The sequence below is a fragment of the Paraburkholderia monticola genome, assembly GCF_001580545.1.
Taxonomy (GTDB): Bacteria; Pseudomonadota; Gammaproteobacteria; order Burkholderiales; family Burkholderiaceae; genus Paraburkholderia; species Paraburkholderia monticola.
In genome coordinates this window covers 304,205-329,708 of the sequence record NZ_LRBG01000005.1, presented here as the reverse complement: position 1 = coordinate 329,708, position 25,504 = coordinate 304,205, and the positions used below count along the sequence as shown (strand labels likewise).

Sequence of the window (25,504 nt, the reverse complement as noted above, 5' to 3'; positions counted from 1 at the left end):
CGGCCACGCCTGGCGAACAGGCGGTTTTGTCTGGCGTGCGTCGCGTGTATTATTCGACGCTGTTTAGGTCGCAAAATATATTAATCATGCTGCCGACGATTCCCGACCTGCGCCAGTTGCGCTACTTCGTCACCGTCGCCGAGGAAAAGCACTTCGGCCGCGCGGCCGTGCGTCTGTCGATGACGCAGCCGCCGCTGTCGCAGGCGATCCGCTCGCTCGAGGAGACGCTCGGCGTCGAGCTGTTCGCGCGCACCAAGCGCTCGGTCGAGCTGACGGCGGTCGGCGCCGACCTGCTGCCCGAGGTGCAGCGCCTGCTCGCGGCCGCGGAAGGGTTGCGGCCGCTCGCGCAGAGCCTGGCGCGGGGCGAGGCGGGCGTGCTGTCGCTGGCGTTCGTGTCAACCGCCGATTACGGTCTGCTGCCGCTGCTGCTGCGCGATTTCGGCGCGCGGCATCCGCGTGTGCGGCTCGAGCTGACCGAGGCGACCAGCGACGTGCAGGTCGAGGAACTGGTGGCCGGCCGTATCGATGCGGGTCTCGTGATCGCGCCGCTGCCGTCGCGGCATGCCGCGCAGCTGTCGTGGTTGCCGATCGCGCGCGAGCCGCTGGTGATCGCGATGTCGACGGAGATGGCGCAGCGGCTGCCGGGCGCTGCGAACACCAATGACAGCCCCGCCGCCGAATGGCTCGACACGCCCGTCAGCCTGCGCGATGTCGCCGACGCGCCGCTCGTGATCTTCCCAAGACGTCTCGCGCCAGGCTTTTATGACATCATTATGGATTGCTACGGCGTCGCGGGCCTCGCGCCGCGGATCGGCCAGGAGGCGATCCAGATGCAGACCATCGTGAGTCTCGTGTCGGCCGGCATGGGCGTCGCACTGGTGCCGCAATCATTGCGTAATCTGCGGCGCACCGGCGTCGTCTACCGGCCGCTGTCCGAATCCGTGCCGGCGATCGAAACCGGCCTCGTCTGGCGCACGGACGAGGTGAGTCCGGTGCTGGCGGGCTTTATCGACATCGTGCGCGCGCATGCGGCGAGCGTGGCGTCGCGTGCGTAGAGCCCCTTTTGTTTCCCTGTAAAAACTGCTTTCGAACCTGAACTGCCCATAATTACACGATGCTCATTCACCCCAATTTCGACCCGGTCGCCATTCATCTGGGCCCGCTCGCGGTGCGCTGGTATGGCCTGATGTACCTCGTCGCGTTCGTCGCGGCGATCGTCGTCGCGCGGCTGCGTCTGCGTCTGCCGTACGTCGCCGCGCAAGGCTGGACCGCGAAGGATATCGACGACATGCTGTTTTTCGGCGTGCTGGGCACGATCCTCGGCGGCCGGCTCGGCTATGTGCTGTTCTACAAGGCGAGCTTCTATTTCGCGCATCCGCTCGACATCTTCAAGGTGTGGGAAGGCGGCATGTCGTTTCACGGCGGCTTTCTCGGCGTGACGCTCGCGATGGTCCTGTTCGCCTTTCAGCGCAAGCGCTCGTGGCTGCAGGTCACCGACTTCGTCGCGCCGATGGTGCCCACGGGTCTCGCGGCGGGGCGCCTCGGCAACTTCATCAACGGCGAGCTGTGGGGCCGCGTGACCGATCCGTCCGCGCCGTGGGCGATGCTGTTCCCGGGCGCCGCGCCCGATGACGCCGCATGGCTCGCCGCGCATCCGCAACTGGCCGCGCAATGGCATCTGAACGAAGTGTTCGCGCAATATCACATGCTGCCGCGGCATCCGTCGGAGCTGTACGAGATCGCGCTCGAAGGCGTGGCGCTGTTCTTCGTGCTGATCTTCTTTTCGCGCAAGCCGAAGCCGCTCGGCGCGATTTCCGCGATGTTCCTGATCGGCTACGGCCTCGCGCGCTTTACGGTTGAATTCGCGCGCGAGCCCGACGATTTTCTCGGCCTGCTGGCGATGGGGCTGTCGATGGGCCAGTGGCTGTCATTGCCGATGATTCTCGCGGGCATCGGCCTGATGGTGTGGGCGTATCGCCGGGGGCGTCGCGAGCCGGCGCAGGCGGTTGGCGCGAACTGAGCCACGCACGACTGGCTAGCGCAGAATGCGCTGCATGAAAAAAACGCCACGGCATCCAGGGATGCCGTGGCGTTTCTCTTTGCGCTTGCGCTCGCGCATCACTTCATCTGCACCGACCCCGACACGTTGACCGTCACCGTCGACGTGCCGCCTTCGAGCGGCATCGGCGCGCTCTTCGCGTCGGCACCCATCGCGTGCATGCTCATCATCATCATCGGACGCGGCATCACGCCGCTGTGACTGACGTTGACCTCGCGGATCGAATAGCCGCTAAAGCCGAATGCCTGCGCGGACGACGCGGCCTGCTCGCGAAACGATTTGATCGCCTCCGTGGAGAGCCGTTGCTCCGCGGCGCGCTGCGCTTCCGGCGACAGCGAAAAACGCACGTTGCCGACCTGCATGATCGATGCCATCTGTCCCGCTAGCTTCGATGCCGCGGCGAAGTCGCGCGATTCGAGCACGACTTCCGTGCGGCCGCGCCAGGTCGAGATGCGCCCGTCGCGATCCGTCGACGGGAAGATCGAGAACGCGCCCGAGCGCGCTGTCACGCCGCTGACGCCGCGTGCTTTCTGCAACGCCGCATCGGCGCGTTCGTTCAGTGTCGACGTCAGCGCCGACGGCTCGCTCGCTTGCTGCTCGAAAAACATCGTGATCTCGACTTCGTCCTGCGGGACTTCCGCGCTCGCCTGCGCATTCAGCGACAGCACGCCCGAAGGCTGCTGCATCATGGTCTGCGCGCGGGCGAGAACCGGGTTCAGTGCAAGTGCGACAGGTGCGCCAAAAGCGAGCGCGAGTGCGAGGGCCCGTGCGGTTTTTTTCGTCATGGCTGAACTCCTTGGTTGAACAGGTTGTGCACGTTCGATGCGGGCGTCGTGCGGCGGCGCGATGACAGTGCGCGTCTCGTCGACCGCTTAGGCGTAATTTACCAGGTCTTGGTTCCCCAATTAGTGCTTCGCCGCCGCATTGAACATGATGACCTGGGCGCGCTAACGGAATGTGTCGCACCACGAGTTCGCCGTTAAACGAGCCGTTTAGTGATGAAGCGCCATTCGGCGTCGGTCACCGGCGTGATCGATAGACGGTTGCCTTTGGCGAGCACGCGCATGTCCTGCAATTCGGCATGCTCGCGCAGCGCGGCGAGCGGAATCAGGGCGATTTTCTTTTTGAACACCACGTCGACGAGCATCCAGCGCGGCGTTTCCGGCGACGATTTCGCGTCGTAGTAAGGACTCTTTTTATCGAACTGGGTGGGGTCGGGATAGGCGGTCGAGGAGACCTCCGCGATGCCCGCGATGCCGGGCTCCGGACAGCTCGAATGATAGAAGAGCACGCCGTCGCCGATTTGCATCACATCGCGCATGAAGTTACGCGCCTGATAGTTGCGCACACCGGTCCATGGCAATGTGTGATGGGGTGCGCGGGCGAGATCGTCGATGCTTGCTTCGTCTGGTTCGGACTTCATCAGCCAGTAGCGCATGAATCGGAGTGAGCGTGCGAGGTTGAACGAGGCGCGGCCAAAGCGGGCACGCGCAGAAAAGCCCTTGAAAAAGGCGCTCAAATGAAAACCGACCGCCAAAGAAAAACGGCGTCGAACTGAAGTCCGACGCCGTTCCAGATAAGGTCCCCGCCTTAGCCGCTAGGCCGGCATCCTGAACCGAGGGTTCAGAATTGGTCGCAGTTAGCAACACTTCGGGTACATCAGACAGAGTGACGCGCACACCCGTGCTACAAATTTCCGCAACCGTGCACATGGCATTGGTTCAAGGAATATATGACCTTGGCGAACCAGGCAGGGAAGCTAAACCGATAAAACTACAACGCTTACTGCAAGCTGTACTGCTCAATCACAGTACCTAGTTGTTCGTTCATTTGCTGCATTGTACGCCGTATTTCTTCAGCAGGAAATGCTTCTCCGTGACGCACGCTACTTTGCAGCTTAAGCAGTTCCGATGCCAGCGACAGCGCAGCCATCACCGCGATGCGATCCGTGCCGCGCACGTTGCTGCCGCTGCGGATTTTCTTCATCTCGGCGTCGACGCGCGCGACCGCTTCGAGCAGCGCGCCTTCCGTTTCCGGCGAACAGGCGAGACGATAGGGGACTTCGAGAATCGATACCTCGATCTGCTTGGTGGTCATGCGCTTTCTCCGTGTCGGCTCACGTCGCGTTCCGCTTGCTCGTGTTCGGGCTGGGCGGACTCGAGCAGATCGAGCTGGTTATCCGGTTCGCTGCTCGCGCGTGCGCGCGGCAATTTTTCGAGAATCGCATTCAGGCGCACCTGAGCGTCGTCGATCTTGGCGGACAGCGCGTCGCGTTCCGCCTGCAGTGCATCGCGCTCTTCGCGCAATTGCGCGAGCTCCGTGTGCGTGGCTTCTACTTCTGCACGCGTTTGCGCGAGTTGCTCTTCGAGCGCGAGCCGCGCTTCGTGGTGGCGCTGGCTGATCGCAATCAGCTTGCCGATGTTCTGGGAGAGTGATTCGAGTTCGGTGAGCATGTGCTGCGTCCTCTAAAGACATCGCATTTTAGCGCGGAATATTACAGGTTCCGACAATTGTCTCGTTTCGAGACGTAACAGCATCGCTTCGTGCAGATTCGTTTCATCTCGTGTCGTCGACCCCAAGGTAAAAAGCCGGCGATCCATCGGACAATAACCTGCGTTCAACGGAACAGCTTGCGCACCGATCGACCTTTCTTGACGCCCCGCGAGGCCGCTCCTAAACTTCCCGCACTCTGGTGCCCGCGCGCGCTTGCCTGCGCGCGCAGTTAAACGGGAAGCAGGGCGCGCGCGGTGCCAAACCCGGATGCGCGAACCTGCGCTGCCCCCGCAACGGTAAGCGACCGCATGAGCTGTGCCCATGCAGGTCGGTCCTGATCGCAGGTTCGAAGTTCAACGTGCGAGTGTGCCACTGCGCGTCACGCGTGGGAAGGCGGGATCGACATGTCGTAGCCCGGATACCGGCCAGAAAAGAGGGACGTCCCCCGCGAAAACGTTAAAACAGGACGCCTCGTGACGCGTCGGCCTGCGGGGAAGCAGGCCGCGCACGCTACCTACAGGAAGGTCGTCCCATGCCGTCCGCCATCGCCCGCGCGCAAACCGACGACCCGTTGAAACCAGGACTATGAAACGGCCTACACGTATAACCCGCCGCGACGCGGTGCTGACGACGCGCTCGGCTCGCGGCAGCCGTGACGCGCGCGCCGGGTCGGCCACGCCTGTGAGCGCACGTAAATGAGTCGCGCGTCCGGTTCGCTGTCCACGGCCCTAAAGACCCCGCGCCCGATGAACGCGAAGCGCGCGGCGACGATCTGGCTTGCACTGACGCTCGTCGCCGTCGTAGTGCTCGGTGCCTCGCTCGTGCTCGGCAGCGTGTCGCTCGCGCCGTCGCGCGTGCTCGCGGCACTGATGCCTTCGCACGCATTCGGCGGCGCGGGCAGCGACGATCTCGCCGGCGAAATCGTGCGCACGCTGCGTTTGCCGCGCGCCCTCGCGGGCTTCGCGTGCGGCGCGTTGCTCGCGCTCGCCGGCGCGCTGCTGCAGGTACTGTTGCGCAATCCGCTGGCCGAGCCGTATGTGCTCGGCGTGTCGGGCGGCGCGGCAACGTTTGCGCTGGCGGCGATGATCGCCGGTGGCGCGTGGTGGATCGTCGATGCGAGCGCGTTCGCGGGTGCGTTCGTATCGATCCTGCTGGTGCTCGGCCTCGCGCGTCGCGAGTTGTGGCGCGGCGAGCCGCAGGACACGTCGCCGCGTTTGCTATTGACCGGTGCGGTGATCGCGGCGGGGTGGGGCGCGCTGATCACGCTGCTGCTCAACCTTGCGCCCGACAGCCGTCTACGCGGCATGCTGTTCTGGCTCACCGGCGACCTCAACGGCGGCACGCTGCCGTGGACCGCGCTGATCGCGCTCGTGCTCGTGTTGCTCGCGATCGTGCCGGCCGCGCCGCGCCTGAACGTGCTCTTGCGTGGCGATGCGGCCGCGCAGGCGTTAGGCGTCGCGGTGATGCCGCTGCGATTGCGCTTGTATCTCGCTGCGTCGCTCGCGGCGGCCGCGGCGGTGACGACCGCGGGCACGATCGGCTTCGTCGGTCTCGTCGTGCCGCACATGCTGCGGCTCGCGTTCGGCAACGATCAGCGCATGCTGCTGCCGGCGGCCGCGCTCGGCGGCGGTGTCGCGGTAATGGGCGCGGATCTGATCGCCCGTACCGTGATCGCGCCCGCGCAATTGCCGGTCGGCGTGATCACGTCGCTGGTCGGGGTGCCGGTATTTCTATGGATGCTGCTCAAGCGCCGCCGATGATGCGAGACGAACCGAGCGCCACCTCTTCCGTGCTGAGCGCGCAACGCCTGACGTTGCGCGCCGGCGCGCGCACCTTGCTCGACACGTTCACGCATACGTTCTACGCGGGCGAGATCTGGTGCATCGCCGGGCCGAACGGCGCGGGCAAAACGACCTTGCTGTCGACGCTGGCGGGCTTGTTGCAGCCGGCCACGGGGCACGTCGAACTCGATGGCGTGCGCGTGGCCGACTGGCAAGCGCTGCCGCTCGCACGACGCCGCGCGCTAATGCCGCAAAGCGCGGCCGATGCGTTCGACGCAAGCGTGCTCGACATCGTGCTGCTGAATCGCTTCCCGCATCTGGGCGGCTGGGGTTGGGAGCGCGATGAAGATCGCGCGGCCGCGCACGCGGCGCTCGAACGGCTCGGTCTCGCCGGGTACGCCGCGCGTGACGTGCTGTCGCTATCGGGCGGCGAGCGTCAGCGCGTCGCGCTGGCAGCGGTGCTGTGCCAGGATGCGCCGCTGTTGCTGCTCGACGAGCCGTTGTCGCATCTCGACCTGCATCATCAGATCGACTGTCTCGAAGCGCTCACGGCATGGTCGCGCGAGCCACGTCGCAGCGTGCTGTTCTCATGCCACGACCTGAACCTCGCGCGTCGTTTCGCGACGCATGCATTGCTGCTCGACGGCGCGGGCGGCGCGTATGCGGGCCCGGTGCGCGACGTGCTGACGCCCGCACTGACGAGCCGCGCGTTCGGCCATCCGCTGATTCTGATTCGCGACGGCGAGCACGAGGCGCTGATTCCCGCGCCGCGTGTGCGTCATGAATCGCCTTTCAGTCATGACATATAGTCAGGCTGCTTATTTTCACTCCTTCCTGGTTTCGCTCACATCTATGACTCGCTCCCCACTCCCGGCCGGTTTGCCCGAGGTCGCGCCGCTCGATCAAACGCTCCGTGCCGAGCTGCAACGCATCATCGATACGCGCACCAAACCGCCCGGCAGTCTCGGCCGGCTCGAAACACTCGCGCGACAGATGGGCATGATCCAGCGCACCACGCGTCCCACCGTGCGGCGTCCGGCGATGATCGTCTTCGCGGGCGACCACGGTATCGCCGCCGAAGGCGTGAGCCCGTATCCGCAAGCGGTGACCGCGCAGATGGTCGCGAACTTCGTCGCGGGCGGCGCGGCGATCAACGCGCTCAGCCGCGTCGCGGGTCTCGAACTCGAAGTGGTCAACGCGGGCGTCGCGACGCCGCTGCCGTCCTCCGCTGGACTCGTCGACATTCCGGTCGGGCACGGCACGCGCAACTTCGCGCACGAAGCGGCGATGACGCACGCCGAAGCGCTCGCCGCGATGCAGGCGGGCGCCGCGCGCGTGCGTCATCACGCGGCGCTCGGCACCAACGTGATCGGCTTCGGCGAGATGGGCATCGCGAACACGTCGGCGGCCGCGTGTCTGATGAGCCGCCTGTGCGGCGTGCCGATCGACGAATGCGTCGGCCGTGGCACCGGTCTCGACAACGCCGGGCTCGCGAAAAAGCGCAACGTGCTCGCCTCGGCGCTCGCATGTCATGCCGACGCACGCGCGCCGCTCGACGTGCTCGCCACCTTCGGCGGCTTCGAGATCGCGATGATGGCGGGCGCGTATCTGGCGGCCGCCGAAGCGCGCATGACGATCCTCGTCGACGGCTTCATCGCGACGTCCGCGCTACTGGTCGCCGATGGCTTCTCGCCCGACGTGCGCGAGTACTGCGTGTTCGCGCATGCATCGAACGAGGCGGGGCATCGGCGCATGCTCGATCATTTCGGCGCGCAGCCGCTGCTGTCGCTCGACATGCGGCTCGGCGAGGGCACGGGCGCCGCGCTCGCAGTGCCCCTGCTGCGCGCGGCGGTGGCCTTCGTCAACGAGATGGCGAGCTTCGACTCGGCGGGCGTCGCGGATCGCGAAGCGTGATGCGCGTCACGACGACCCGCTTCGCGACATTGCGAACCTCGGCCCGCATCGCTGTGCACCCGCACCCGCCACGCTCATGAACCCGCTTACCGAACTGCGCTATTTCTTCACCGCGCTCGGATACTTCACGCGCGTGCCGGTGCCGCGCTGGGTCGGCTTCGAACCGCATTATCTGAATGCGGCGGCGCGTTATTTTCCACTCGTCGGCGTGTTGGTGGGCGGCTTCAGCGCGCTCGTCTATCTGGCCGCGCTGCGCGTGTTGCCGGCGGGCGTCGCGGTGCTGCTGTCGATGGCCGCGTCGCTTCTCGTGACGGGCGCGTTTCACGAGGACGGTCTCGCGGATTGCATCGATGCGTTCGGTGGCGCCTATACGCGCGACGATGCACTGCGCATCATGCAAGACTCGCGCATCGGTGCTTTCGGCGCCATCGCGCTCGTGGTCGCCCTGGCGATCAAGTGGCAGACGCTCGTCGCGTTGCCGCCGCTGCGTGCCGCCAGCCTGATGATTGCGGCGCACGGCGCGAGCCGCGCTTGCGCGATCAGTTACCTGGCTACGCTCGAGTACGTGCGCGCGGCAGGCAAGGCCAAGCCGGTCGCGCTGCGTCTGAGCGGGCCGGCGCTGTTGTGCGCCGCGCTGTTCGGGCTGCCGTGGCTGCTGTGGCCGAACGGCCCCGGCGCACCCGACTGGCGTTTCGCCGCGCTCACGTGTGTCGTGCTGTTCGCGCTGCGCTTCGCGATGGGTCGTTATTTCGTCAGACGCATTGGCGGCTATACCGGCGATTGCCTTGGCTTCGCGCAACAGATCTTCGAATTGAGCATCTATCTGGTGGGGCTTGCATGGATATCGTCCTGATTCGCCATCCCGCTGTCGCGCTCGATGCGGGTATCTGTTACGGCCATAGTGACGTCGCGTTGGCGGAAAACGCCGAGGTGACGTCGAATGCATTGGCGGTAAAGCTGGCGAGCTTGCAGGTGCCGGCGCCGCGCGTGCTGATCACGAGTCCGCTCACGCGCTGCGCTGCGCTGGCGGCCGAGATCGCCAACGACTTCGGCTGCGTGGTCAGCCACGACGATCGTCTGAAGGAGATGGATTTCGGCGACTGGGAGACGCAGCGCTGGGACACGATCGATCGCGCGTTGCTCGACGAATGGGCCGCCAATTTCGAGCATGCGCGCGCCCATGGCGGCGAGAGCGTCGCGCAATTCGTCGCGCGCGTGCGAGCGTGGTTCGATGCGTTCGCGCAGACGCGCGAGCTGTCGCCCGCGTATGTGGTCACGCATGCGGGCGTGATGCGCGCGATCGCATCCTGGGTGCTGGAGGTGCCGCTCGCGCGTTGCCTGCAGTGGTCGCTCGATATGACCGGGATCGTCTGGTTGCAGCGTAACGACGAGACCTTGCAGTGGTCACTTGTGCGGTGGAATGCGTGAGCGTCGGGGGCGTACCGAGAACAAAGTTTTTTTGTGCGTGAGACCAAGGTCCCGCGCGTTACGGCGCGGGCTGCTTTCTGCGCGAACGCGCGAGTTCGAGGTCCTCGCACAATTGCCGCGCACCTTGCGCGATGCGCGGCGCGGGTCGGTCGATCAGATCGCCATCGATCGCAAAGAGATTGTTGTTCGCGACGGCTGCGAGACCGGGCCAGGCGCGCCACGAGTCGAGTTGCGGCAGCGTCGTATCGGGCCGCGTCGCGCCGGGCGCTGCGGTGACGATCGCTTCCGGATTCGCCGCGAGCACCGCTTCGCTCGACACCGTCGGCACGAGCGGCTGCAGGTCCGCGAATACGTTGTGGCCGCCGCACAGCGCGATCACGTCGCTGATCATATGCTCGCCGTTGAGCGTCATCAGCGGCCGGTCCCATACCTGATAAAACACGCTGACGCTCGGGCGCGTCGAATAGCGCGCGCGCAGACGGGCGATGTCGTCGCGATAAGCGGCCGCCGCGGCGTCCGCGCTCGCCGATGTGCCGAGCAGCCGGCCGAGTTTCGTCAACGAGACGGCGACGTCGTCGAGACGGCGTGGCTCGCTGAAGTAGAGCGGCACGTGGAGTTCGCGCAAGCGCTCGAGCTGACGCTGCGCATTGCCATGCCGCCACACGACGATCAGGTCCGGCTTCAGCGCGACGATGCGTTCGAGGTCGAGCGCCTTGTTATCGCCGACACGTGAGAGTTGCTTCGCTTCGGGCGGATAGTCGCTGTACGACACCGCGCCGACCATCTTTGGGCCGCCACCCGCGGCGTACAGCAATTCAGTCACGTGCGGCGCGAGGCTGATTACGCGTTGCGCGGGCGCGGCGAGCGTGACGGTCGCGCCGCTGTCGTCGACGACGGTGATCGCGGCGAGCGCGCTGAACGCATGCAGGGCGAGCGATGCGGCGCCGAGCCAACGGATCAAGCTGCGCGCGGGCGCGGCGAAGCGGATCGGGCGAGTCGAGCGGATCATCGGGTGAGGGTGGGGCACGAAGCGTTGAGCGGGTTGGGGTTGAAGAACAGTGCGCTAATCCGCGCGCCCCGCATCGATCGCACGAACGGCCTGTTGCAGTTGTTGCTCGAAGCGGGTCCATTCGGCCTCGTCGCCCGGCAGTCCGAAGCGCACGCTGGCCGATGGCACGTAGCGCGACGGCGGAAAGAGTCGCGTCCATACGCCGCGCCGCGCGAGCGCTTCATGCAGCGCGGCGGCGCGTGCGTCGTCGGTCCATGCGAAAAGCGGCGTGCCGTGTGTCGCAAAAGCGTGCGCATGCAGGAGCCCGGCAAGCCGCGCGCTCTCGCCGATGAGCCGCTCACGCATCCGCGTCTGCCACGCGGCATCGGCGAAGGCGGCGCTCACCGCGTGACGGGCGGGGCCGCTGACCGTCCATGCACCCAGCGTATTGCGCAGCGCGGCGAGCAAGGCGGGCGCCGCCAGCACGAACCCGGCGCGTACACCGGCGAGCCCGAAGAACTTGCCGGGCGAGCGCAACACGACGAGCCCGTCCAGTCGTGTATGCGCCGCCAGCGACGCGCCGTGCCCAGTCGGCAGCGTATCGGCGAAGGCTTCGTCGACGAGCAGCGTACCGCCGCGCTCGCGCAGCTGCGCGTGCCAGTGCAGCAGCTTCGCCGCGTCGACCTGCGTGGCCGTCGGATTGTTGGGATTGACGATCGCGACATGCGTGAGCGCGGCGGGCAGCGTGTCGCATCGCACGTCGAGCGGCGCGACCTCGTGTCCCGCGCGCTCGAATGCGGGCGCGTACTCGCCGTAGGTCAGCGGTGCGATGCCGAGCGTCGCCCGCGGCAGCAACGTGGGCAAAGCGCGAATCGCCGCCTGGCTGCCGGCGACCGGCAGCACGTGCGCGGCATCGGGTGCGCCGTAGTACCGCGCGGCGCGTTCGGCGAAGCCGTCGCCGTCGTCGGGCAGGCGGCGCCACGCGTCGGCGGGCAGCGGCGGCACCGGATAGCCGTGCGGATTGATACCGGTCGACAGATCGAGCCACTGCGGGTACGGAATGCCGTAGCGCGCCGCCGCTTCGTGCAGGTTGCCGCCGTGCGCGATCGGGCCGCTCGCGGGGTGCTCGCGCGGCTGTGTCCGGTCGGTCATCCGCTCAGCCATGAAACGGCACGCTCAACAACGCCAGCACGATCAGCACGGCCAGCCAGAGAATCACCGTCCGTTCGACGAGCATCAACGCGGCACCGACATGACGCGCCTCGGCGGGATGGCCGAAGCCCAGCGGCGGCCGATGTTCGAGCGTGCCGTGATAGACGGCCGGGCCGCCGATCAGCACGTTCAGGCTGCCGGCGCCGGACGCCATCACCGGGCCCGCGTTCGGGCTGTCCCAGCGCGGCGCCTGCTCGCGCCAGCAGCGCCAGGCGGTGAAGGTGTCGCCGAGCAGCGCGTAGCTGGTGGCCGTCAGGCGCGCGGGAATCCAGTTCAGCACGTCGTCGAGGCGCGCGGCGGCCCAGCCAAAGCGCAGATAGCGTGGCGTGCGATAACCCCACATCGCGTCGAGCGTATTGGCGAGGCGAAAGGCGAGGGCGCCCGGGCCGCCCGCGAGCGCGAACCAGAACAGCGCGCCGAAGATCGCGTCGTTACCGTTTTCGAGCGCCGATTCGATCGCGGCGCGCGCGAGCGCGGCTTCGTCGGATTCCGTGGTGTCGCGCGAGACGATCCGCGCGGTCAACTCACGCGCCGTGGCGACATCGTGTTGACCGAGCGCTCGCGCAATCGGCGCGATGTGATCGCGCAGGCTGCGTGCGCCGAGCGCGAACCACAGCAGCACGACATGCAGCGCGCAGGCCGCGTAGAACGGCAGCACGGCGACGAGCCCCCAGGCGATCAACACCGGCGGCAACACCGCGAGCGCCCATGCCAACAGGCCCTTGAGGCGCAGACGCCGGCCGTGATTGAAGCGCGCCTCGAGGCGCGCGGCCCAGTTGCCGAAGCCGACGAGCGGATGCGCGAAGCCCGGCTCGCCGAACCAGCGATCGACGACGACGCCCGCGGTCGCGAGCGTCGCGATCAGCGGCATCGTGAGCGGCGACATCACGCGCGGCTCGCGCTTTTCAGCGCGAGCGGCAGTCCCGCGACCATCAGCGTGGCTTCGCTGCTCAACGCGGCGACGCGCTGATTGAGGCGGCCGAGTTCGTCGACGTAAAGACGCGTGGCTTCGCCGAGCGGCACGACGCCGAGGCCGATCTCGTTGCTGACGACGATGATCTTGCCGCGCGCGCCGGCGAGCGCCGCTTCGAGCGCGGTGGCCGCTTCGTAATAGTGCGACAGCGGCGGCGCGGCGCCGTCGGCGGGACACAGCAGGTTCGCGAGCCACAGCGTCAGGCAGTCGATCAGCAGACACTGGCCCGGCGCGTCGTGTTGCGCGAGTGCGCCCGCGAGATCGTCGTCCGCTTCGACGAGACCCCAATGCGCGGGCCGCCGCTCACGATGATGCGCGATGCGCGCGTTGAATTCGGCGTCGTCGGTGAGGCGGGCGGTGGCGATGTAGGTGACGGGCAGGGCGCTGTCGCTGGCGAGCCGCTCGGCATGCGCGCTCTTGCCCGAGCGGGCGCCGCCGAGAACGAAGGTGAGGTCGCGGGGAGTCATCGCATGATTGTACCGGCGCGGTGGGATAATGCCGCTCGATTGCACGGCCCGCCACGCCCGACGTTCGACGCCCGGCGCCCGACCCGTTCGGCCCTGCAACCTCTTTACCCACCTTCCGAGCGCCTTGCCGTGAGCCGAACGCCAACTTCCCCCGACGCCCTGCCCGTGCCGCGCGGCACGCTGATGATCCAGGGCACCACGTCCGACGCGGGCAAGAGCACGCTGGTCGCGGGCCTGTGCCGTCTCGCGCGGCGCGCGGGGGCGCGGGTCGCGCCGTTCAAGCCGCAGAACATGGCGTTGAATAGCGCGGTGACCGTCGACGGCGGCGAGATCGGCCGCGCGCAGGCGTTGCAGGCAGTGGCCGCGGGCATCGACGCGCACACCGACCTGAACCCGGTGCTGCTGAAGCCGACCAGCGATCGCGGCGCCCAGGTGATCATCCACGGCAAGGCGCGCATGAATCTCGATGCGCGCGCGTATCACGACTACAAGCCGGTCGCGTTCGAGGCGGTACTGGAGTCGTACGCGCGGCTGCGCGCGTCGTACGACACGATTTTCGTCGAAGGCGCGGGCAGTCCGGCCGAGATCAATCTGCGCGAGCGCGACATCGCCAATATGGGATTTGCGGAAGCGGTCGATTGCCCGGTCGTGCTGGTCGCCGATATCGACCGCGGCGGGGTGTTCGCGCACCTGACCGGCACGCTCGCGTGTTTGTCCGAAAGTGAGCAGGCGCGCGTGCGCGGCTTCATCATCAACCGCTTTCGCGGCGACATCGGGCTGCTCAAGCCCGGGCTCGACTGGCTCGAAGCGAAGACCGGCAAGCCGGTGCTCGGCGTCGTGCCGTATTTGCATGGCCTCACGCTCGACGCCGAGGACATGCTGCCACCCGAGCTGCGCGCGGCCGGGAGCGGCGAATCGCGCCGTCTGCTGCGGGTGGTCGTGCCGGTACTGCCGCACATCAGCAACCACACCGATTTCGACGCGTTGCGCGCGCATCCGCAGGTCGATTTTCACTATGTGCGCGCGGGCACTGCGCCTCCGCCCGCCGATCTGATCATCCTGCCCGGCTCGAAAAACGTGCCTGACGACCTCGCGTTTTTGCGCGCACAGGGCTGGGGCGACGTGCTCGCGCGGCATCTGCGCTACGGCGGCCGCGTGATCGGCATCTGCGGCGGCATGCAGATGCTCGGTCGCGAGATTGCCGATCCGCATGGCGTCGAGGGTGCGCCGGGCACTTTCGCGGGTTTCGGCTGGCTGGATTACACGACGGTGCTCACGCGCGACAAAACGCTGAAGAACGTGACGGGGCGCCTGGCGCTGCCCGGCGCGCCGCAGGTCGCCGGCTACGAGATTCACATGGGCGAGACGCGTGGCCCGGCATTGGACGCGCCGGCGCTGCGGCTCGATAGCGCTTCGCGAGGCGAGGGCAGCTCGGACTGTGGGCGTCCCGACGGCGCGCTATCCGCCGATGGCCAGATTCTCGCGACCTACGTGCATGGTTTGTTCGACACACCGGCTGCCTGCGCGGCGCTGCTCGCGTGGGCGGGTTTGAGCGACGCCGAGGCGCTCGACTATCCGGCCTTGCGCGAGGCGTCGCTGGAGCGGCTTGCCGATACGCTGGCCGGGCACGTCGATATCGCCCGGCTATTTGCGGCGGTGGGCTAAGGCTTTGCGTTGCGGGAGGCGGGGTTAGTACAACACCATCTGCGTGCAACGAAACAGTGCGATCGTCTTGCCATCGGGACCGGTGACCGTGGCGTCCCAGACCTGCGTGCTGCGCCCGAGGTGCACGGCCTTCGCGACCGCGCGAATCGTGCCTTCCGTCGCGGTGCCGAGGAAGTTGCTCTTCAGCTCGATCGTCGTGAAGTTGCGCGAGTTTTCCGGCAGATGCGCGATGCACGCGTAGCCGCAGGCGGTGTCGGCGAGGCCGATCACGGTGGCCGCGTGCAGGAAGCCGTTCGGCGCGAGCAGTTCCTCGCGCACGGTCAGCTCGGCGACCAGCGTGCCCTCATCCACGCTCAGCACGCGCAGGCCCAACAGGTCCGGCAGCTTGCCCTTCTGGCGCTCCTGCAGGCGTTCGACGGTGTATTCGGGGCGCAGTTTGCTCATGAGATTCGGATCCTTGTGGGAAAAAATGGCGGATTGAAGCGGCCGATTCGCGATGCGGGGGCTTCGGCCGTGCTGATTTGCCGATATTATCAACGGCTGAACCGGTGGGCGTACCTGAAAACCGAACTTCGAACGACAGCGATTGGAGCCCGCCGGCGCCGGTCATAGCGGATCGGCGCGAGTGAGAGCAATTGCACGGCAAACCGGCTGGCGGTGTCCAGCCTTCTTTCCGGGAGATTTCATGTCGGTGATCGTGGTGGCGAATCCGAAGGGCGGCGTGGGCAAGAGCACGCTATCGACCAATCTGGCCGGCTATTTCGCCGCGGCGGGCGAATGGGTCGCGCTGGCCGACCTCGACAAGCAGCACTCCGCGCACGCGTGGCTCGATTTGCGGCCTGCCACGCTGCCGGCCATCGAAACCTGGGAAGTCAATCCCGATACGCCCGCCAAGCCGCCGAAGGGCCTCGAGCACGCGGTCGTCGACACGCCGGCCGGCCTGCACGGCAACCGTCTGAACATCGCGCTCGATCTCGCCGACAAGGTGATCGTGCCGCTGCAGCCGTCGTTGTTCGATATTCTCGCGACCCAGGAATTTCTCGAGCGGCTCGCGAAGGAAAAGGCGGTCAGGAAGGGCGCGATCGAGATCGGCGTGGTCGGCATGCGCGTCGATGCACGCACGCGCTCAGCCGAGCAGCTGCATCGTTTCGTCGAGGGATTGAAGCTGCCGGTGCTCGGCTTTCTGCGCGACACGCAGAATTACGTGCAACTCGCGGCGCACGGGCTGACGCTGTGGGACGTCGCGAAAAGCCGCGTGGAGAAGGATCTGGAGCAGTGGCAGCCGATCGTCGAGTGGACGAACGGCGCGGGGAAGAAGGACTGAGGGGGCGGCAGCCCGCCCGCCATCAGTCTGGCGTCAAGCTGAGCCGCGCTCAGCTCCAGGCCTGGGTGGGCACGTGATCGCGGCTGCCCTTGATCTTGTTGTTTTCATCGACGAACACGAGCTCCGGCTTCCAGCCCGCCTTCAGTTCCGCCTCGTCGACCACCGCGAATGCCGCGATGATGACCAGATCGCCGAGTTGCGCGCGACGCGCAGCCGAACCGTTCAGCGAAATCATCCCGCTGCCGCGTTCGCCCTTGATCGCGTAGGTCGAGAAGCGCTCGCCGTTGTTGATGTTCCAGATGTCGATGCGTTCGTTTTCGACGATGTTCGCCGCTTCGAGCAGGTCTTCGTCGATCGCGCACGAGCCCTCGTAGTGGAGCTCGCAGTGCGTGACCGCGACGCGGTGAATCTTCGACTTCAGCATATTGCGTTGCATGACCAATCCTGTGTGGCTACGGTGGCGCCGCTCGTCGCGGCGTCAGATTTCAAGGTTGTCAATGAGCCGGGTCGCGCCGAGCTTCGCGGCGGCCAGCACGACGAGCGGCGCGTTGGCGTCCTGCTCGCCCGGCGCGATCAGGTTCGAGCGCTTGCGGATCGCGATGTAATCGGGCTGCCAGCCGCGCGCGGCCAGCGTCGCCTTCGTCGCCTGTTCGAGCTTCGCGAAGTCGCGCTCGCCCGCGAGCACCGCGTCGCGCACCCGATTCAGCTCGGCGGCCAGCATCGGCGCCTCGGCGCGCTCGGCGGCCGACAGATAGCGGTTGCGCGAGCTGAGCGCGAGGCCGTCGGTGTCGCGCACCGTTTCGGCGGCGACGATGTCGGTCGGCAGCGCGAACTGGTTGCACATCTGGCGCACGATCATCAGCTGCTGGTAATCCTTCTTGCCGAACACGGCAACGCGCGGCTGCACGCACGACATCAGCTTCATCACGACCGTGCACACGCCGTGGAAGAAGCCGGGGCGGAATTCACCCTCGAGGATGTCGCCGAGATCGTGCGGCGGATGCACGCGATACTCCTGCGGCTCCGGATACATATCCCGTTCGGTCGGCGCGAACAGCACGTAGACGTTTTCCTTTTGCAGCTTCTCGATATCGGCTTCGAGCGTGCGCGGGTATTTGTCGAAATCCTCGTTCGGGCCGAACTGCAGCCGGTTGACGAAAATGCTCGCCACGACCGGGTCGCCGTGCTGGCGCGCGAGGCGCATCAGCGACAGATGGCCTTCGTGCAGGTTGCCCATCGTCGGCACAAAGGCCGTGCGATTCTGGCCGCGCAACTGGTCGCGCAATTCATGGATCGAGCTGATGACTTTCATGATCGGACAGGGATTGGCTCGCGCGGCGCGCGATCCGGTTGGCGCAAGACCTGGCGGAATCGCGCGGGCCGCCGCCTCACCGGCAATGACGGGTTTGGAGCGCGGATTGTAGTGGATTTGCGCAGCGGGCGCACCCAAGCGCGGCCGCGGTCGGCGAAGGCGCGCAGCGCCGTTCCCGCGGACGCCCGCCAGGCTTCGCTGTCACAGTTGGTAGCGATTTTCCCGTGGTGCGGCCGTCACTCAGGCAGGCAGATACGCGAGCCGCACGTAAATCGGCGCGAACGGCTCCGCCTGGGTGATTTCGACGAGCGATTCGCGGCACAGCTCGAGCATGGCGATGAAGTTCACGACGACGACCGGCACGCCACGGCTCGTGTCGAACAGATCGGAAAACTCGATGAAACGCGCGTTCTGCAACTGCCGCAGGATCAGGCTCATGTGCTCGCGCACCGACAGTTCCTCGCGCGAAATCTTGTGATGCTGGACCAGCTTGGCGCGCTTGATCACGTCGGCCCAGGCGGCGCGCAGGTCTTCGCTGTTCACGTCCGGGAAACGCGGCGTGATGCTTTGCTCGATATAGACCTCGGCGCGCAGGAAATCGCGCCCGAGCTGCGGCAACTGGTCGATGCGCTGCGCGGCGAGCTTCATCTGCTCGTATTCGAGCAGGCGGCGCACCAGTTCGGCGCGCGGGTCTTCGGCTTCCTCGCCGGTGTCGGCCTTCTTGACCGGCAGCAGCATGCGCGACTTGATCTCGATCAGCATCGCGGCCATCAGCAGGTACTCGGACGCGAGTTCGAGATTGGTCTTGCGCAGTTGCTCGACGTAGCCGAGATATTGCGTGGTGACATCCGCCATCGGGATGTCGAGCACGTTGAAGTTCTGCTTACGGATCAGATACAGCAGCAGGTCGAGCGGCCCCTCGAAGGTCTCGAGAAACACCTCGAGCGCGTCCGGCGGGATGTACAGGTCGTTGGGCAGCTTGAACAGCGGCTCGCCGTACAGACGCGCGAAAGCGACGCCGTCGACCGTGTCGGGCGTCGAATCGGTGGCGGGCGTGGCGAGCGCGGTGTCGGACGGCGCCGGCGCCGGTCCGTGCATCGGGCCGTGAAGCGGGCCGTGCAGCGGACCGTGTACCTCGTCAGCGTGACTCATCGTCGGCGTGACTGGGGCGCTCAGAAGTTCTGGTAGTACGAGTAGGGCGTCTGTTCCACGCGCGAAGCTTTCTGCTCGGCGCGTTCTTCAAGATCGATCGGCTGTTTGTCCCACAGCAGCGCGCGGCCTTTGCGTTGCTCGGCCTCCAGACTGGGCTTCTGTTGCTTGAGCTGGTTCAGGAACTGGGTGATGTCCGATTGATACATGGCTCGACGTCCGTGGTGGGTAAGGTGGCGGCTCTCGGTTGGCCGCTGCGGGGCGCCGCCGGGTGGGCGCCATCGTCCGCGATTTTACCGCATGCGCCCTGCGCGGTCGAAAAAACGCCGCGGGGCGCCCATTTTTGAGATGAAGAGTGGGGCGCCGGCGAAGCCACGAGAGAGGCCGGTGAGGGTCGCGTTGTGGTCAAATAGCATGCCTCGATCGCGCGGTGCGGCCGGGGCACGCGAATTCACTCATTGAGGCCGGAGGTCCTGTTTGGCGGGAGGCACGATCGACAAGCCGCTTGCGTGGCGCAGCGAAACCGGCCAGGCGCGCGCTCGCGCGCGTGAGCGCGCGGCGCTCGCGCGGTGCTGGCTGCGCGTGTCGCTCGCTTTCGGCCTCGGGCTCATGATGCTGCTGCTGGCCGCGGGCGAGGCCCACGCGGCGCGCAAGGCGCCAAGCTACAAGGTCGAGGTGATCGCCGAGCCGCGCTCGGTGCGCCGCTTGCTGGAACAGCACCTCGATATCTCGCGTTTCGCGACGCGGCCCGACGTCACCGACGACCAGTTCTCGTTCCTCATCACCGCGACGCCACAGCAGGTGCGCGACCTCGTCGCGACGCAAGGCTATTTCTCGCCGCTCGTCAGCACCGACGTGCGCACCGTCAACGACCTGCGTCAGGTCACCGTGCGCGTCGAGCCGGGCCCGCAGACCAAAGTCACGGCGGTCGATCTGTCGTTTCGCGGCGCCGTGCTGACCGAGGACCCGTCGCGCGAAAACGCGACCCGCTTCGCATTCTCGCTGCACGAGGGCCAGCCGTTCTCGCAGGGCGATTGGGACGACGCGAAGAACGCGTCGCTGCGCGAGCTGCAATCGCGCCGCTACCTCGCCGCGAAGATTTACCACTCCGAGGCGCTGATCGATCCGCGCACGCACACGGCGAAGCTGTCGGTCGTCTACGACAGCGGGCCGACCTTCACGATGGGCGAACTCGATGTGCAGGGCACGAAGCGCTATCCGGAGCGCATCGTCCACAACGTCAATCCGATCTCGCCGGGCGACATCTACGACACGCGCACCGTCGCCGAGCTGCAGCGGCAACTGCAGAACACGCCGTACTTCGCGAGCGTCGCGATCGACCTCGACAACGACCCGACCAAGCCGCTCAACACACCCGTGCACGTGAAGGTGTCGGAGTTTCCGTATCACAGCTTTCGCGGCGGCGTCGGCTATTCGACCGACAACGGCCCGCTCGTGCAGGGCGGCTATACCTATCTGAACACGTTCGGCGCGGCGTGGCCATTTACGATCGAGGGCCGCGCCGACCAGACGCAGCAATACGGCCAAGTCCAGCTGTCAATGCCGCCGGGGCTGCACGGGTGGACCAATAGCGTGCTCGCGTCGTACACGACCACCGACGTCTCCGACACGCGCATCTACAGCATCCGCGGCGGCGTGCAGCGCTCGCGCACCTCGCAGTTCCTCGACTACAGCTACTCGCTGCTGTTCTATGACGACCAGCTCGACCAGAACGCCGCGCCGCCGACCCGCGCGCACGCGCTGGTGCCGGGATGGTCGTGGACGCGGCGCGATACCGACGACCCGCTGTTCCCGCGCCGCGGCAACCTGATCCACGTCGAGGCCGGCTTCGCGGTCAAAGGGGTGCTCGCCGACCAGTCGTTCATCCGTGGCTACGCGCGCGGCCAGCAGTATTTTCCGATCGGCGTCGACGACATCGTGGTGATTCGCGCCGAGCTCGGCGGCGTTTTCACGAGCGGCAGCTCGAGCGGCATTCCGGCGTCGCTGCTGTTCCGCGCGGGCGGCTCGAACTCGGTGCGCGGCTACGGCTTCCAGAGCATCGGCAACGACGTCGCCGGATCGATCCTGCCCACCAAATACCTGGTGACGAGCGCGATCGAATACCAGCACTGGTTCTCGCACAACTGGGGCATGGCCACGTTCTTCGACATCGGCACCGCGACCGATACCTGGGGCGAGAAAATCTTCTACCCGGGCGTCGGTGTCGGCGCGCGCTGGCGCAGCCCGGTCGGCCCGGTCAATCTCGATCTCGCTTACGGGATCCGCAATAACAGCGTGCGGCCGTATATCACGCTCGGCATCGCGTTCTGACGTTTTGACGACAACCCCCTTTCGCCACCTTATTTGCCACCGCATTCACGCATGACCACCGACGTCACCGACCCGCCTCCCGCGCAGCCACCCGGCGCCACGCCGCCAGGGCCGCCGGACGGGCAACAGCCGCCCGAGCCGACGCCGCCGAAGCGGCGCTGGGGCTGGCTGCTGCTCAAAACGGTAGCGGGCACGGTGACCCTGCTGGTGCTGCTCGTCGCGCTCGCGCTCGGTCTGCTGTACGGCGCGCTGACGACCGAGCGCGGCACCGCGTACGCGTGGCACGCGGCCGTGAAGCTGCTCGGCGGCCGGCTCGCCGGCACGCTCGATGGCGGCACGCTCGCCAGTGGCGTGCAGCTGCGCGAGGTGCGCTGGCGCAGCCTCGACGGCAGCGGCACCGAGATCCAGATCGACCGCGTCGCGGGCAGTTGGGCGCTCGCGCGCGAGCCGTGGCGTTTCACGGTCGACTACCTGCACGTCGGCACGATCGAGGCGCGGATCGGCCCGTCGTCGTCGAGCAGCAGCGAGCCGCTGAAGCTGCCGCAGGATCTGCAACTGCCGATGCAGCTGGAAATCCGCGACGTGCAGGTCGAGCGGCTGCTGCTGCACCAGGGCGGGTCGACGACGGAGCTGTCGCGCTTCGCGTTTCATGGACGCAGCGACGGGCGGCATCACGAGGCCGCGATCGACCGGCTCGATACGCCGTTCGGCGGGCTGACGGCGTCGGCGAAACTCGATGGCGTGCGGCCGTTTCCGCTTACCGGCGAGGTCGGTTATGCGGGCAAGGTCAACGAGGAAGCGGTGCAGGTGGCCGGTCACCTGAGCGGCACGCTCGAACAACTCGTCGCCGAACTCGATGCGAGCGGCATGAAGCTCAACGGCCACGCGCGGGTCGAGGCCACACCATTCGCGGCGGTGCCGCTGCAACGCGCGACGCTGACTTTCGATCATGTGAATCCGCAAGCCTTCGCGCCCGGCGCGCCGCTCGCCGATCTGGCCGTGCGCGCGGAGTTGCAGCCGGTGGCGCCGGACGCGGCGGCTGCCGCCGGCGCCGCCAGCGCGGCCGCCGCTTCCGGCGCCAGCCATGCGCATCACGGCTTCGGCGGCCACCACGCGCCGGCCAAACCCGCCGCGGGCTTCGCCGTCGCCGGCCACATTTCGATCGTCAACGCGAAACCCGGCGCGATCGACCAGAAGCTGCTGCCGCTGATCGACGCGAACGCCGACGTGCGCCTCGACGCCCACACGCAGAGCGTCTCGAACCTGAACGTGCGGCTCGTGCGCAACGCGACGCTCACCGGCGGGGGCACGCTGAGCGGCCGGCACGGCCAGCTCGATCTGAAGGTCGCGCGGCTCGACCTGAACGCACTGCAGGCGAGCGTGCGGCCGACGCAACTGTCCGGCCCGATCGGCATCCGCCTGAACGACGACATCCAGACGCTCACGCTCGATCTCGCTGATCCCGCCGCCGCGCTGCGCGCCCAAGGCAAGATCACGTTCGACCCGGCGCGCATCAGCTTCAACGACGTGCGCGTCACGTCGGGCCGGGGCCGCATCGATCTGTCGGGCGCGCTGAAGCACGACGCGAACTCGACCTACAACCTGAAGGCGCAGCTGACCGATTTCGATCCGCTGTCGCTGACTTCGCAGATGCCCGCGCGGGCGCCGGCCACGAGTTCTGGTGCAGCCGCCGCGAGTGGCGCGCAGCGCGAGCGGCACGCGCAGGCCGCGGCGCTCGCGGGCAGCACGGCCGGCGCGAAGAGCGCGGCCCCCGGCGATCAGGCTGCGGCGATCGCGAAGAACACCGCGAAGGCCGCGGTGCAGACCGAAGTGCTCGAGCGCAGAACGCCGCCGCCCGCGCATCGCGCGAGGCCAGCGGCGGCCCCCGCGCGCAGGATCGAGGCGCGCGTGAACGCGACGCTCACGGCGGCCGGGGTGCTCGCGCCGGTCTTCACGACGCGCGCCGAATTCAAGCTCGGCCCGAGCGTCTACGACGACCTGCCGCTAACGGGCGACGGCACGATCCAGCTGGCCGGCTCGCGCATCCTGCCGAGCCGCGCGAGTCTTTCGGTGGCGGGCAACCAGGTCAATCTGCAAGGCAGCTTCGGCGCGCCCTCCGACCGGCTGCGTTTCAATATCGACGCGCCGCAGCTCGATCGGCTCGGCTTCGGCCTCGAGGGCGCGATCGCCGCCGACGGCGACGTCACCGGCTCGTTCGCGCATCCGAACGTCACGCTGAACTACAAGGCCGACAGCGTCGTGTTCGCGAGCAACCGGGTCGGCCACGCGGAAGGCCGTGCCGAGTTGCGCGACGGCGCGAACGGCGCGCTCGCGTTCACGACCGAGGCGCGCAATCTCAGTGCGGGCGGCGTCGAACTGAACACGTTGAGCGCGCGCCTGTCCGGCACGCGCGCGAACCACACGCTCGAGGCCGCCGCGACCGGCAAGCTGCAGGACCGTCCGCTCGATCTGACGCTCGCCGCCAACGGCAAGCTGACCGACACGCGTGACGGCACGCGCTGGGACGGCACCGTCACGCGTCTGCAGAATCGCGGCACGCCGTCGCTCAATCTCGAATCGCCACTCACGGTCAGCGCCGGGCCGGGGCATCTGACGCTCGGCGCGACGCGTCTGACGATCGAAGGCGCGGTGCTAAGCCTGAAGTCGTTTGCGTTCGATCGCGGCCGCATCCAGTCGGCCGGCAGCCTCACGGATGTGTCGCTCGCGCACTTGCAGGAGTTGCGTCGGCAGATCACCGGCGAGCCGCCCGCCGTGCGCACCGACCTCGTGTTCGACGGCGACTGGGACTTCTCGCTCGGTGCGAGCGCGAGCGGCCATATCGAGCTGCGGCGGCGCAGCGGCGACGTGACGGTCGAGATCGGCCGCGGGCTCGCGTCGATGGGCATTGGCGAGATCCGCGCGCGCGCCGAATTCACCGTCGGCAACCGGCTGAACGCGATCGTGCATATGCAGGCGAGCCGCGTCGGCGTGATCGATGTCGACGCGCACACGCCGCTCGTGATGCGCGACGGCATGTTGACCGTCGATCCGCAAAGCGCGCTGTCGGGCAACGTGAACGCGAACGTGCCGTCGCTGCGCACGACGGGCGGCCTGCTCGGCCCGAGCTATCTGCTCGACGGGCGTCTGGCGCTGAAGCTCGCGCTCGGCGGCACGGTCGCGAAACCGAACGTGACCGGAGCGCTGACCGGCGACGGCCTGTCCGCGACGGTCGTGAGCCAGGGCGTGCAACTGAAGGACGGCGTCGTGCGCATCGCGCTGTCGCAGAACCTGGTGGACTTCCAGCAGGTCGAGTTCCACGGCGCGAGCGGGACGCTGCGTGCGACCGGCCGCGTGCGCCTCGACAGCGCGGAGCCCGATCTGACCGCGAACATCGTCGCGGACAAGCTCGATGTGTTCGCCTCGCCCGACCGCCATCTGTCGCTGTCGGGCAGCGCGAACATCTCGAACGGCGGCGCGGAGCGCGGCCCTATGATCAACGGCAAGTTCGTGGTCGACAGCGCGCTGTTCGATATGCCCGAGCAGGCTGCGCCGAGTCTCGGCGACGACGTCGTGATCATCCGCCCGGACGGCACGCGCTCGGGCGGCCGGCCGCGCCCGACCGAAGGCGAGGAGCGGCCGGCCAGCCCGTTCGCGCCGCGTGCCAACATCGAAATCGACCTCGGCAACAACTTCCGCTTCCGCGGGCAGGGCGCGGATCTCGGCCTCGCGGGCACGATCACCGCGACCAGCGCACCGAACACGCCGCTGCGCGCGGTCGGCAACGTGCGCGTCACGCCGGGGTCGAGCTATACCGCGTTCGGCCGCAAGCTCGCGATCGAGAATGGCTTCTTCACCTTCAACGGTCCGGTCACGAATCCGGGCATCAACATTCTCGCGATGCGCCGCAACCAGCAGGTCGAGGCCGGCGTGCAGGTGACGGGCACGCTGCAGGCGCCGGTCGCGCGGCTCATCTCGGAGCCGAGCGTGCCGGACAACGAGAAACTGTCATGGCTGCTGTTCGGGCACGGCACCGACCAGGGCAACAACCTCGGTCAGCAGAGCACGATGACGACGGCGCTCGCCTTGCTCGGCAGCGCGACGGGCAAGCGGATCGCCCAGACGGTCGGGCTCGACGAGTTTTCGATCGGCCGCAGCGACGTCGGCCTGACCGATCCGCAAGTCGTGATGGTGTCGAAGGCGATCAACGAGTGGCTCGTGATCGGCTACGAGCAGGGCTTGCAGTCGGCGAGCAACGCGATCAAGGCGACGATCAACCTGACGCGGTACTGGTCGCTGGTCGTGTATGGCGGCACGTTCTACGGCGCCGACGTGCTGTACACGCGGCGCTTCGATCGGATCAAGTGGTGATTGCCGGTGGCGCAAAAGACAAACGGCACGCTTCGCGGCG

Annotated in this window: 24 protein-coding genes, 1 other RNA gene and 1 riboswitch; of the genes, 11 read left to right on the top strand and 14 right to left on the bottom strand. The window is 67.3% G+C overall.

Translation table 11 applies throughout. From position 1 onward, the window contains the following. Positions 1 to 86: 86 nt before the first annotated feature. Together CI15_RS09780 and lgt are read left to right on the top strand one after the other, a co-directional pair. On the top strand, positions 87 to 1,055 hold the full coding sequence (locus tag CI15_RS09780; RefSeq protein WP_062126986.1) for a LysR family transcriptional regulator: 969 nt from the start codon (positions 87 to 89) through the stop codon (positions 1,053 to 1,055). Between the two features lie 59 nt (positions 1,056 to 1,114). Further along, the gene (gene lgt, locus CI15_RS09775; RefSeq protein ID WP_062126983.1) at positions 1,115 to 2,020 is read left to right on the top strand and encodes a prolipoprotein diacylglyceryl transferase; all 906 of its coding nucleotides are present in this window, start codon (positions 1,115 to 1,117) and stop codon (positions 2,018 to 2,020) included. 98 nt (positions 2,021 to 2,118) lie between these two features. Here lgt and CI15_RS09770 read toward each other — a convergent pair whose 3' ends face one another. From CI15_RS09770 to CI15_RS09750, 5 genes are all read right to left on the bottom strand, one after another. After that, positions 2,119 to 2,844 (bottom strand): SIMPL domain-containing protein, encoded by a 726-nt coding sequence (locus tag CI15_RS09770; RefSeq protein WP_062126979.1) that lies wholly within the window; start codon positions 2,842 to 2,844, stop codon positions 2,119 to 2,121. A 194-nt stretch (positions 2,845 to 3,038) separates the two neighbouring features. Then, positions 3,039 to 3,497 (bottom strand): EVE domain-containing protein, encoded by a 459-nt coding sequence (locus tag CI15_RS09765; protein WP_062127210.1) that lies wholly within the window; start codon positions 3,495 to 3,497, stop codon positions 3,039 to 3,041. Between the two features lie 140 nt (positions 3,498 to 3,637). After that, a non-coding RNA gene (gene ssrS, locus CI15_RS09760) (6S RNA) lies at positions 3,638 to 3,819 on the bottom strand. Positions 3,820 to 3,841: 22 nt separating this feature from the next. Next, positions 3,842 to 4,156, bottom strand: a complete 315-nt coding sequence (locus CI15_RS09755) for a cell division protein ZapA (RefSeq protein ID WP_018419691.1) — start codon at positions 4,154 to 4,156, stop codon at positions 3,842 to 3,844. Then, positions 4,153 to 4,512, bottom strand: a complete 360-nt coding sequence (locus CI15_RS09750) for a hypothetical protein (RefSeq protein ID WP_062126978.1) — start codon at positions 4,510 to 4,512, stop codon at positions 4,153 to 4,155. Before CI15_RS09750 ends, CI15_RS09755 begins: the two co-directional genes overlap by 4 nt. A 220-nt stretch (positions 4,513 to 4,732) precedes the next feature. After that, positions 4,733 to 4,996, top strand: a riboswitch (cobalamin riboswitch). Positions 4,997 to 5,247: 251 nt separating this feature from the next. On the opposite strand from CI15_RS09750, the gene CI15_RS09745 reads away from it, so the two are divergent. The 5 genes from CI15_RS09745 to cobC all read left to right on the top strand — a co-directional run bounded on the left by CI15_RS09745 (position 5,248) and on the right by cobC (position 9,675). Continuing rightward, a complete protein-coding gene (locus CI15_RS09745) occupies positions 5,248 to 6,312 on the top strand; it encodes a FecCD family ABC transporter permease (protein ID WP_062126975.1) in 1,065 nt (354 codons plus the stop codon). Continuing rightward, complete coding sequence (locus CI15_RS09740; RefSeq protein WP_062126972.1) at positions 6,309 to 7,142, top strand: ABC transporter ATP-binding protein; 834 nt, start codon at positions 6,309 to 6,311, stop codon at positions 7,140 to 7,142. Before CI15_RS09745 ends, CI15_RS09740 begins: the two co-directional genes overlap by 4 nt. 43 nt (positions 7,143 to 7,185) lie before the next feature. After that, positions 7,186 to 8,247 (top strand): nicotinate-nucleotide--dimethylbenzimidazole phosphoribosyltransferase, encoded by a 1,062-nt coding sequence (gene cobT / locus CI15_RS09735; RefSeq protein ID WP_062126969.1) that lies wholly within the window; start codon positions 7,186 to 7,188, stop codon positions 8,245 to 8,247. Between the two features lie 76 nt (positions 8,248 to 8,323). Then, the gene (locus CI15_RS09730) at positions 8,324 to 9,100 is read left to right on the top strand and encodes an adenosylcobinamide-GDP ribazoletransferase (protein ID WP_062126966.1); all 777 of its coding nucleotides are present in this window, start codon (positions 8,324 to 8,326) and stop codon (positions 9,098 to 9,100) included. Next, on the top strand, positions 9,085 to 9,675 hold the full coding sequence (cobC, locus tag CI15_RS09725; RefSeq protein ID WP_062126963.1) for an alpha-ribazole phosphatase: 591 nt from the start codon (positions 9,085 to 9,087) through the stop codon (positions 9,673 to 9,675). Before CI15_RS09730 ends, cobC begins: the two co-directional genes overlap by 16 nt. A gap of 58 nt (positions 9,676 to 9,733) precedes the next feature. Here the strand turns inward: cobC and CI15_RS09720 are convergent, their stop codons facing one another. Genes CI15_RS09720 through cobU form a run of 4 tightly spaced genes read right to left on the bottom strand, consistent with a single transcriptional unit; the run spans position 9,734 to position 13,315 of the window. Next, positions 9,734 to 10,684: a cobalamin-binding protein gene (locus tag CI15_RS09720; protein WP_241495820.1), complete on the bottom strand. Its 951-nt coding sequence runs from the start codon at positions 10,682 to 10,684 to the stop codon at positions 9,734 to 9,736. Between the two features lie 54 nt (positions 10,685 to 10,738). Further along, on the bottom strand, positions 10,739 to 11,815 hold the full coding sequence (gene cobD, locus CI15_RS09715) for a threonine-phosphate decarboxylase CobD (RefSeq protein WP_062126960.1): 1,077 nt from the start codon (positions 11,813 to 11,815) through the stop codon (positions 10,739 to 10,741). A 4-nt stretch (positions 11,816 to 11,819) separates the two neighbouring features. Then, complete coding sequence (gene cbiB / locus CI15_RS09710; protein ID WP_062126957.1) at positions 11,820 to 12,761, bottom strand: adenosylcobinamide-phosphate synthase CbiB; 942 nt, start codon at positions 12,759 to 12,761, stop codon at positions 11,820 to 11,822. After that, entirely contained in the window at positions 12,761 to 13,315 is a 555-nt protein-coding gene (gene cobU / locus CI15_RS09705) for a bifunctional adenosylcobinamide kinase/adenosylcobinamide-phosphate guanylyltransferase (protein WP_062126954.1), read from the bottom strand. The genes cbiB and cobU overlap by 1 nt, the downstream gene beginning before the upstream one ends. A 183-nt stretch (positions 13,316 to 13,498) precedes the next feature. On the opposite strand from cobU, the gene CI15_RS09700 reads away from it, so the two are divergent. Then, positions 13,499 to 14,980, top strand: a complete 1,482-nt coding sequence (locus CI15_RS09700; RefSeq protein ID WP_241495825.1) for a cobyric acid synthase — start codon at positions 13,499 to 13,501, stop codon at positions 14,978 to 14,980. A gap of 24 nt (positions 14,981 to 15,004) precedes the next feature. On the opposite strand, the gene CI15_RS09695 is transcribed toward CI15_RS09700, so the two are convergent. After that, positions 15,005 to 15,424, bottom strand: coding sequence for a PaaI family thioesterase (locus CI15_RS09695; protein ID WP_062126948.1), 420 nt, complete (start codon positions 15,422 to 15,424; stop codon positions 15,005 to 15,007). 241 nt (positions 15,425 to 15,665) lie between these two features. Here CI15_RS09695 and CI15_RS09690 point away from each other — a divergent pair, with 241 nt between their 5' ends. Then, complete coding sequence (locus CI15_RS09690; RefSeq protein ID WP_062126945.1) at positions 15,666 to 16,304, top strand: ParA family protein; 639 nt, start codon at positions 15,666 to 15,668, stop codon at positions 16,302 to 16,304. Between the two features lie 49 nt (positions 16,305 to 16,353). Here CI15_RS09690 and panD read toward each other — a convergent pair whose 3' ends face one another. From panD to CI15_RS09670, 4 genes are all read right to left on the bottom strand, one after another. Next, the gene (gene panD, locus CI15_RS09685; RefSeq protein ID WP_062126943.1) at positions 16,354 to 16,740 is read right to left on the bottom strand and encodes an aspartate 1-decarboxylase; all 387 of its coding nucleotides are present in this window, start codon (positions 16,738 to 16,740) and stop codon (positions 16,354 to 16,356) included. A gap of 42 nt (positions 16,741 to 16,782) precedes the next feature. Beyond that, entirely contained in the window at positions 16,783 to 17,616 is an 834-nt protein-coding gene (gene panC / locus CI15_RS09680; RefSeq protein WP_062126940.1) for a pantoate--beta-alanine ligase, read from the bottom strand. Between the two features lie 240 nt (positions 17,617 to 17,856). Further along, positions 17,857 to 18,714 carry a segregation and condensation protein A gene (locus CI15_RS09675; protein WP_062127204.1) on the bottom strand — a complete coding sequence of 286 codons (858 nt, stop codon included), beginning with the start codon at positions 18,712 to 18,714 and terminating at the stop codon, positions 17,857 to 17,859. Between the two features lie 74 nt (positions 18,715 to 18,788). Next, positions 18,789 to 18,974: a DUF3460 family protein gene (locus CI15_RS09670; RefSeq protein WP_062126938.1), complete on the bottom strand. Its 186-nt coding sequence runs from the start codon at positions 18,972 to 18,974 to the stop codon at positions 18,789 to 18,791. Positions 18,975 to 19,242: 268 nt separating this feature from the next. Here CI15_RS09670 and CI15_RS09665 point away from each other — a divergent pair, with 268 nt between their 5' ends. After that, positions 19,243 to 21,096 carry an autotransporter assembly complex protein TamA gene (locus CI15_RS09665; protein WP_062126935.1) on the top strand — a complete coding sequence of 618 codons (1,854 nt, stop codon included), beginning with the start codon at positions 19,243 to 19,245 and terminating at the stop codon, positions 21,094 to 21,096. A 51-nt stretch (positions 21,097 to 21,147) separates the two neighbouring features. Then, positions 21,148 to 25,464, top strand: coding sequence for a translocation/assembly module TamB domain-containing protein (locus CI15_RS09660; protein ID WP_062126932.1), 4,317 nt, complete (start codon positions 21,148 to 21,150; stop codon positions 25,462 to 25,464). Positions 25,465 to 25,504: the final 40 nt, after the last annotated feature.

Coding starts and splice junctions, on each gene's coding strand:
- CI15_RS09755 (WP_018419691.1), bottom strand. CDS start 4,156: ATGACCACCAAGCAGATCGAGGTATCGATTCTCGAAGTCCCCTATCGT.
- panD (WP_062126943.1), bottom strand. CDS start 16,740: ATGCAACGCAATATGCTGAAGTCGAAGATTCACCGCGTCGCGGTCACG.
- CI15_RS09720 (WP_241495820.1), bottom strand. CDS start 10,684: ATGATCCGCTCGACTCGCCCGATCCGCTTCGCCGCGCCCGCGCGCAGC.
- CI15_RS09745 (WP_062126975.1), top strand. CDS start 5,248: ATGAGTCGCGCGTCCGGTTCGCTGTCCACGGCCCTAAAGACCCCGCGC.
- cobU (WP_062126954.1), bottom strand. CDS start 13,315: ATGACTCCCCGCGACCTCACCTTCGTTCTCGGCGGCGCCCGCTCGGGC.
- CI15_RS09660 (WP_062126932.1), top strand. CDS start 21,148: ATGACCACCGACGTCACCGACCCGCCTCCCGCGCAGCCACCCGGCGCC.
- CI15_RS09695 (WP_062126948.1), bottom strand. CDS start 15,424: ATGAGCAAACTGCGCCCCGAATACACCGTCGAACGCCTGCAGGAGCGC.
- cobD (WP_062126960.1), bottom strand. CDS start 11,815: ATGACCGACCGGACACAGCCGCGCGAGCACCCCGCGAGCGGCCCGATC.
- panC (WP_062126940.1), bottom strand. CDS start 17,616: ATGAAAGTCATCAGCTCGATCCATGAATTGCGCGACCAGTTGCGCGGC.
- CI15_RS09770 (WP_062126979.1), bottom strand. CDS start 2,844: ATGACGAAAAAAACCGCACGGGCCCTCGCACTCGCGCTCGCTTTTGGC.
- cbiB (WP_062126957.1), bottom strand. CDS start 12,761: ATGTCGCCGCTCACGATGCCGCTGATCGCGACGCTCGCGACCGCGGGC.
- CI15_RS09750 (WP_062126978.1), bottom strand. CDS start 4,512: ATGCTCACCGAACTCGAATCACTCTCCCAGAACATCGGCAAGCTGATT.
- CI15_RS09700 (WP_241495825.1), top strand. CDS start 13,499: ATGATCCAGGGCACCACGTCCGACGCGGGCAAGAGCACGCTGGTCGCG.
- CI15_RS09780 (WP_062126986.1), top strand. CDS start 87: ATGCTGCCGACGATTCCCGACCTGCGCCAGTTGCGCTACTTCGTCACC.
- CI15_RS09765 (WP_062127210.1), bottom strand. CDS start 3,497: ATGCGCTACTGGCTGATGAAGTCCGAACCAGACGAAGCAAGCATCGAC.
- CI15_RS09740 (WP_062126972.1), top strand. CDS start 6,309: ATGATGCGAGACGAACCGAGCGCCACCTCTTCCGTGCTGAGCGCGCAA.
- CI15_RS09670 (WP_062126938.1), bottom strand. CDS start 18,974: ATGTATCAATCGGACATCACCCAGTTCCTGAACCAGCTCAAGCAACAG.
- CI15_RS09690 (WP_062126945.1), top strand. CDS start 15,666: ATGTCGGTGATCGTGGTGGCGAATCCGAAGGGCGGCGTGGGCAAGAGC.
- CI15_RS09675 (WP_062127204.1), bottom strand. CDS start 18,714: ATGCACGGACCGGCGCCGGCGCCGTCCGACACCGCGCTCGCCACGCCC.
- cobC (WP_062126963.1), top strand. CDS start 9,085: ATGGATATCGTCCTGATTCGCCATCCCGCTGTCGCGCTCGATGCGGGT.
- cobT (WP_062126969.1), top strand. CDS start 7,186: ATGACTCGCTCCCCACTCCCGGCCGGTTTGCCCGAGGTCGCGCCGCTC.
- CI15_RS09730 (WP_062126966.1), top strand. CDS start 8,324: ATGAACCCGCTTACCGAACTGCGCTATTTCTTCACCGCGCTCGGATAC.
- lgt (WP_062126983.1), top strand. CDS start 1,115: ATGCTCATTCACCCCAATTTCGACCCGGTCGCCATTCATCTGGGCCCG.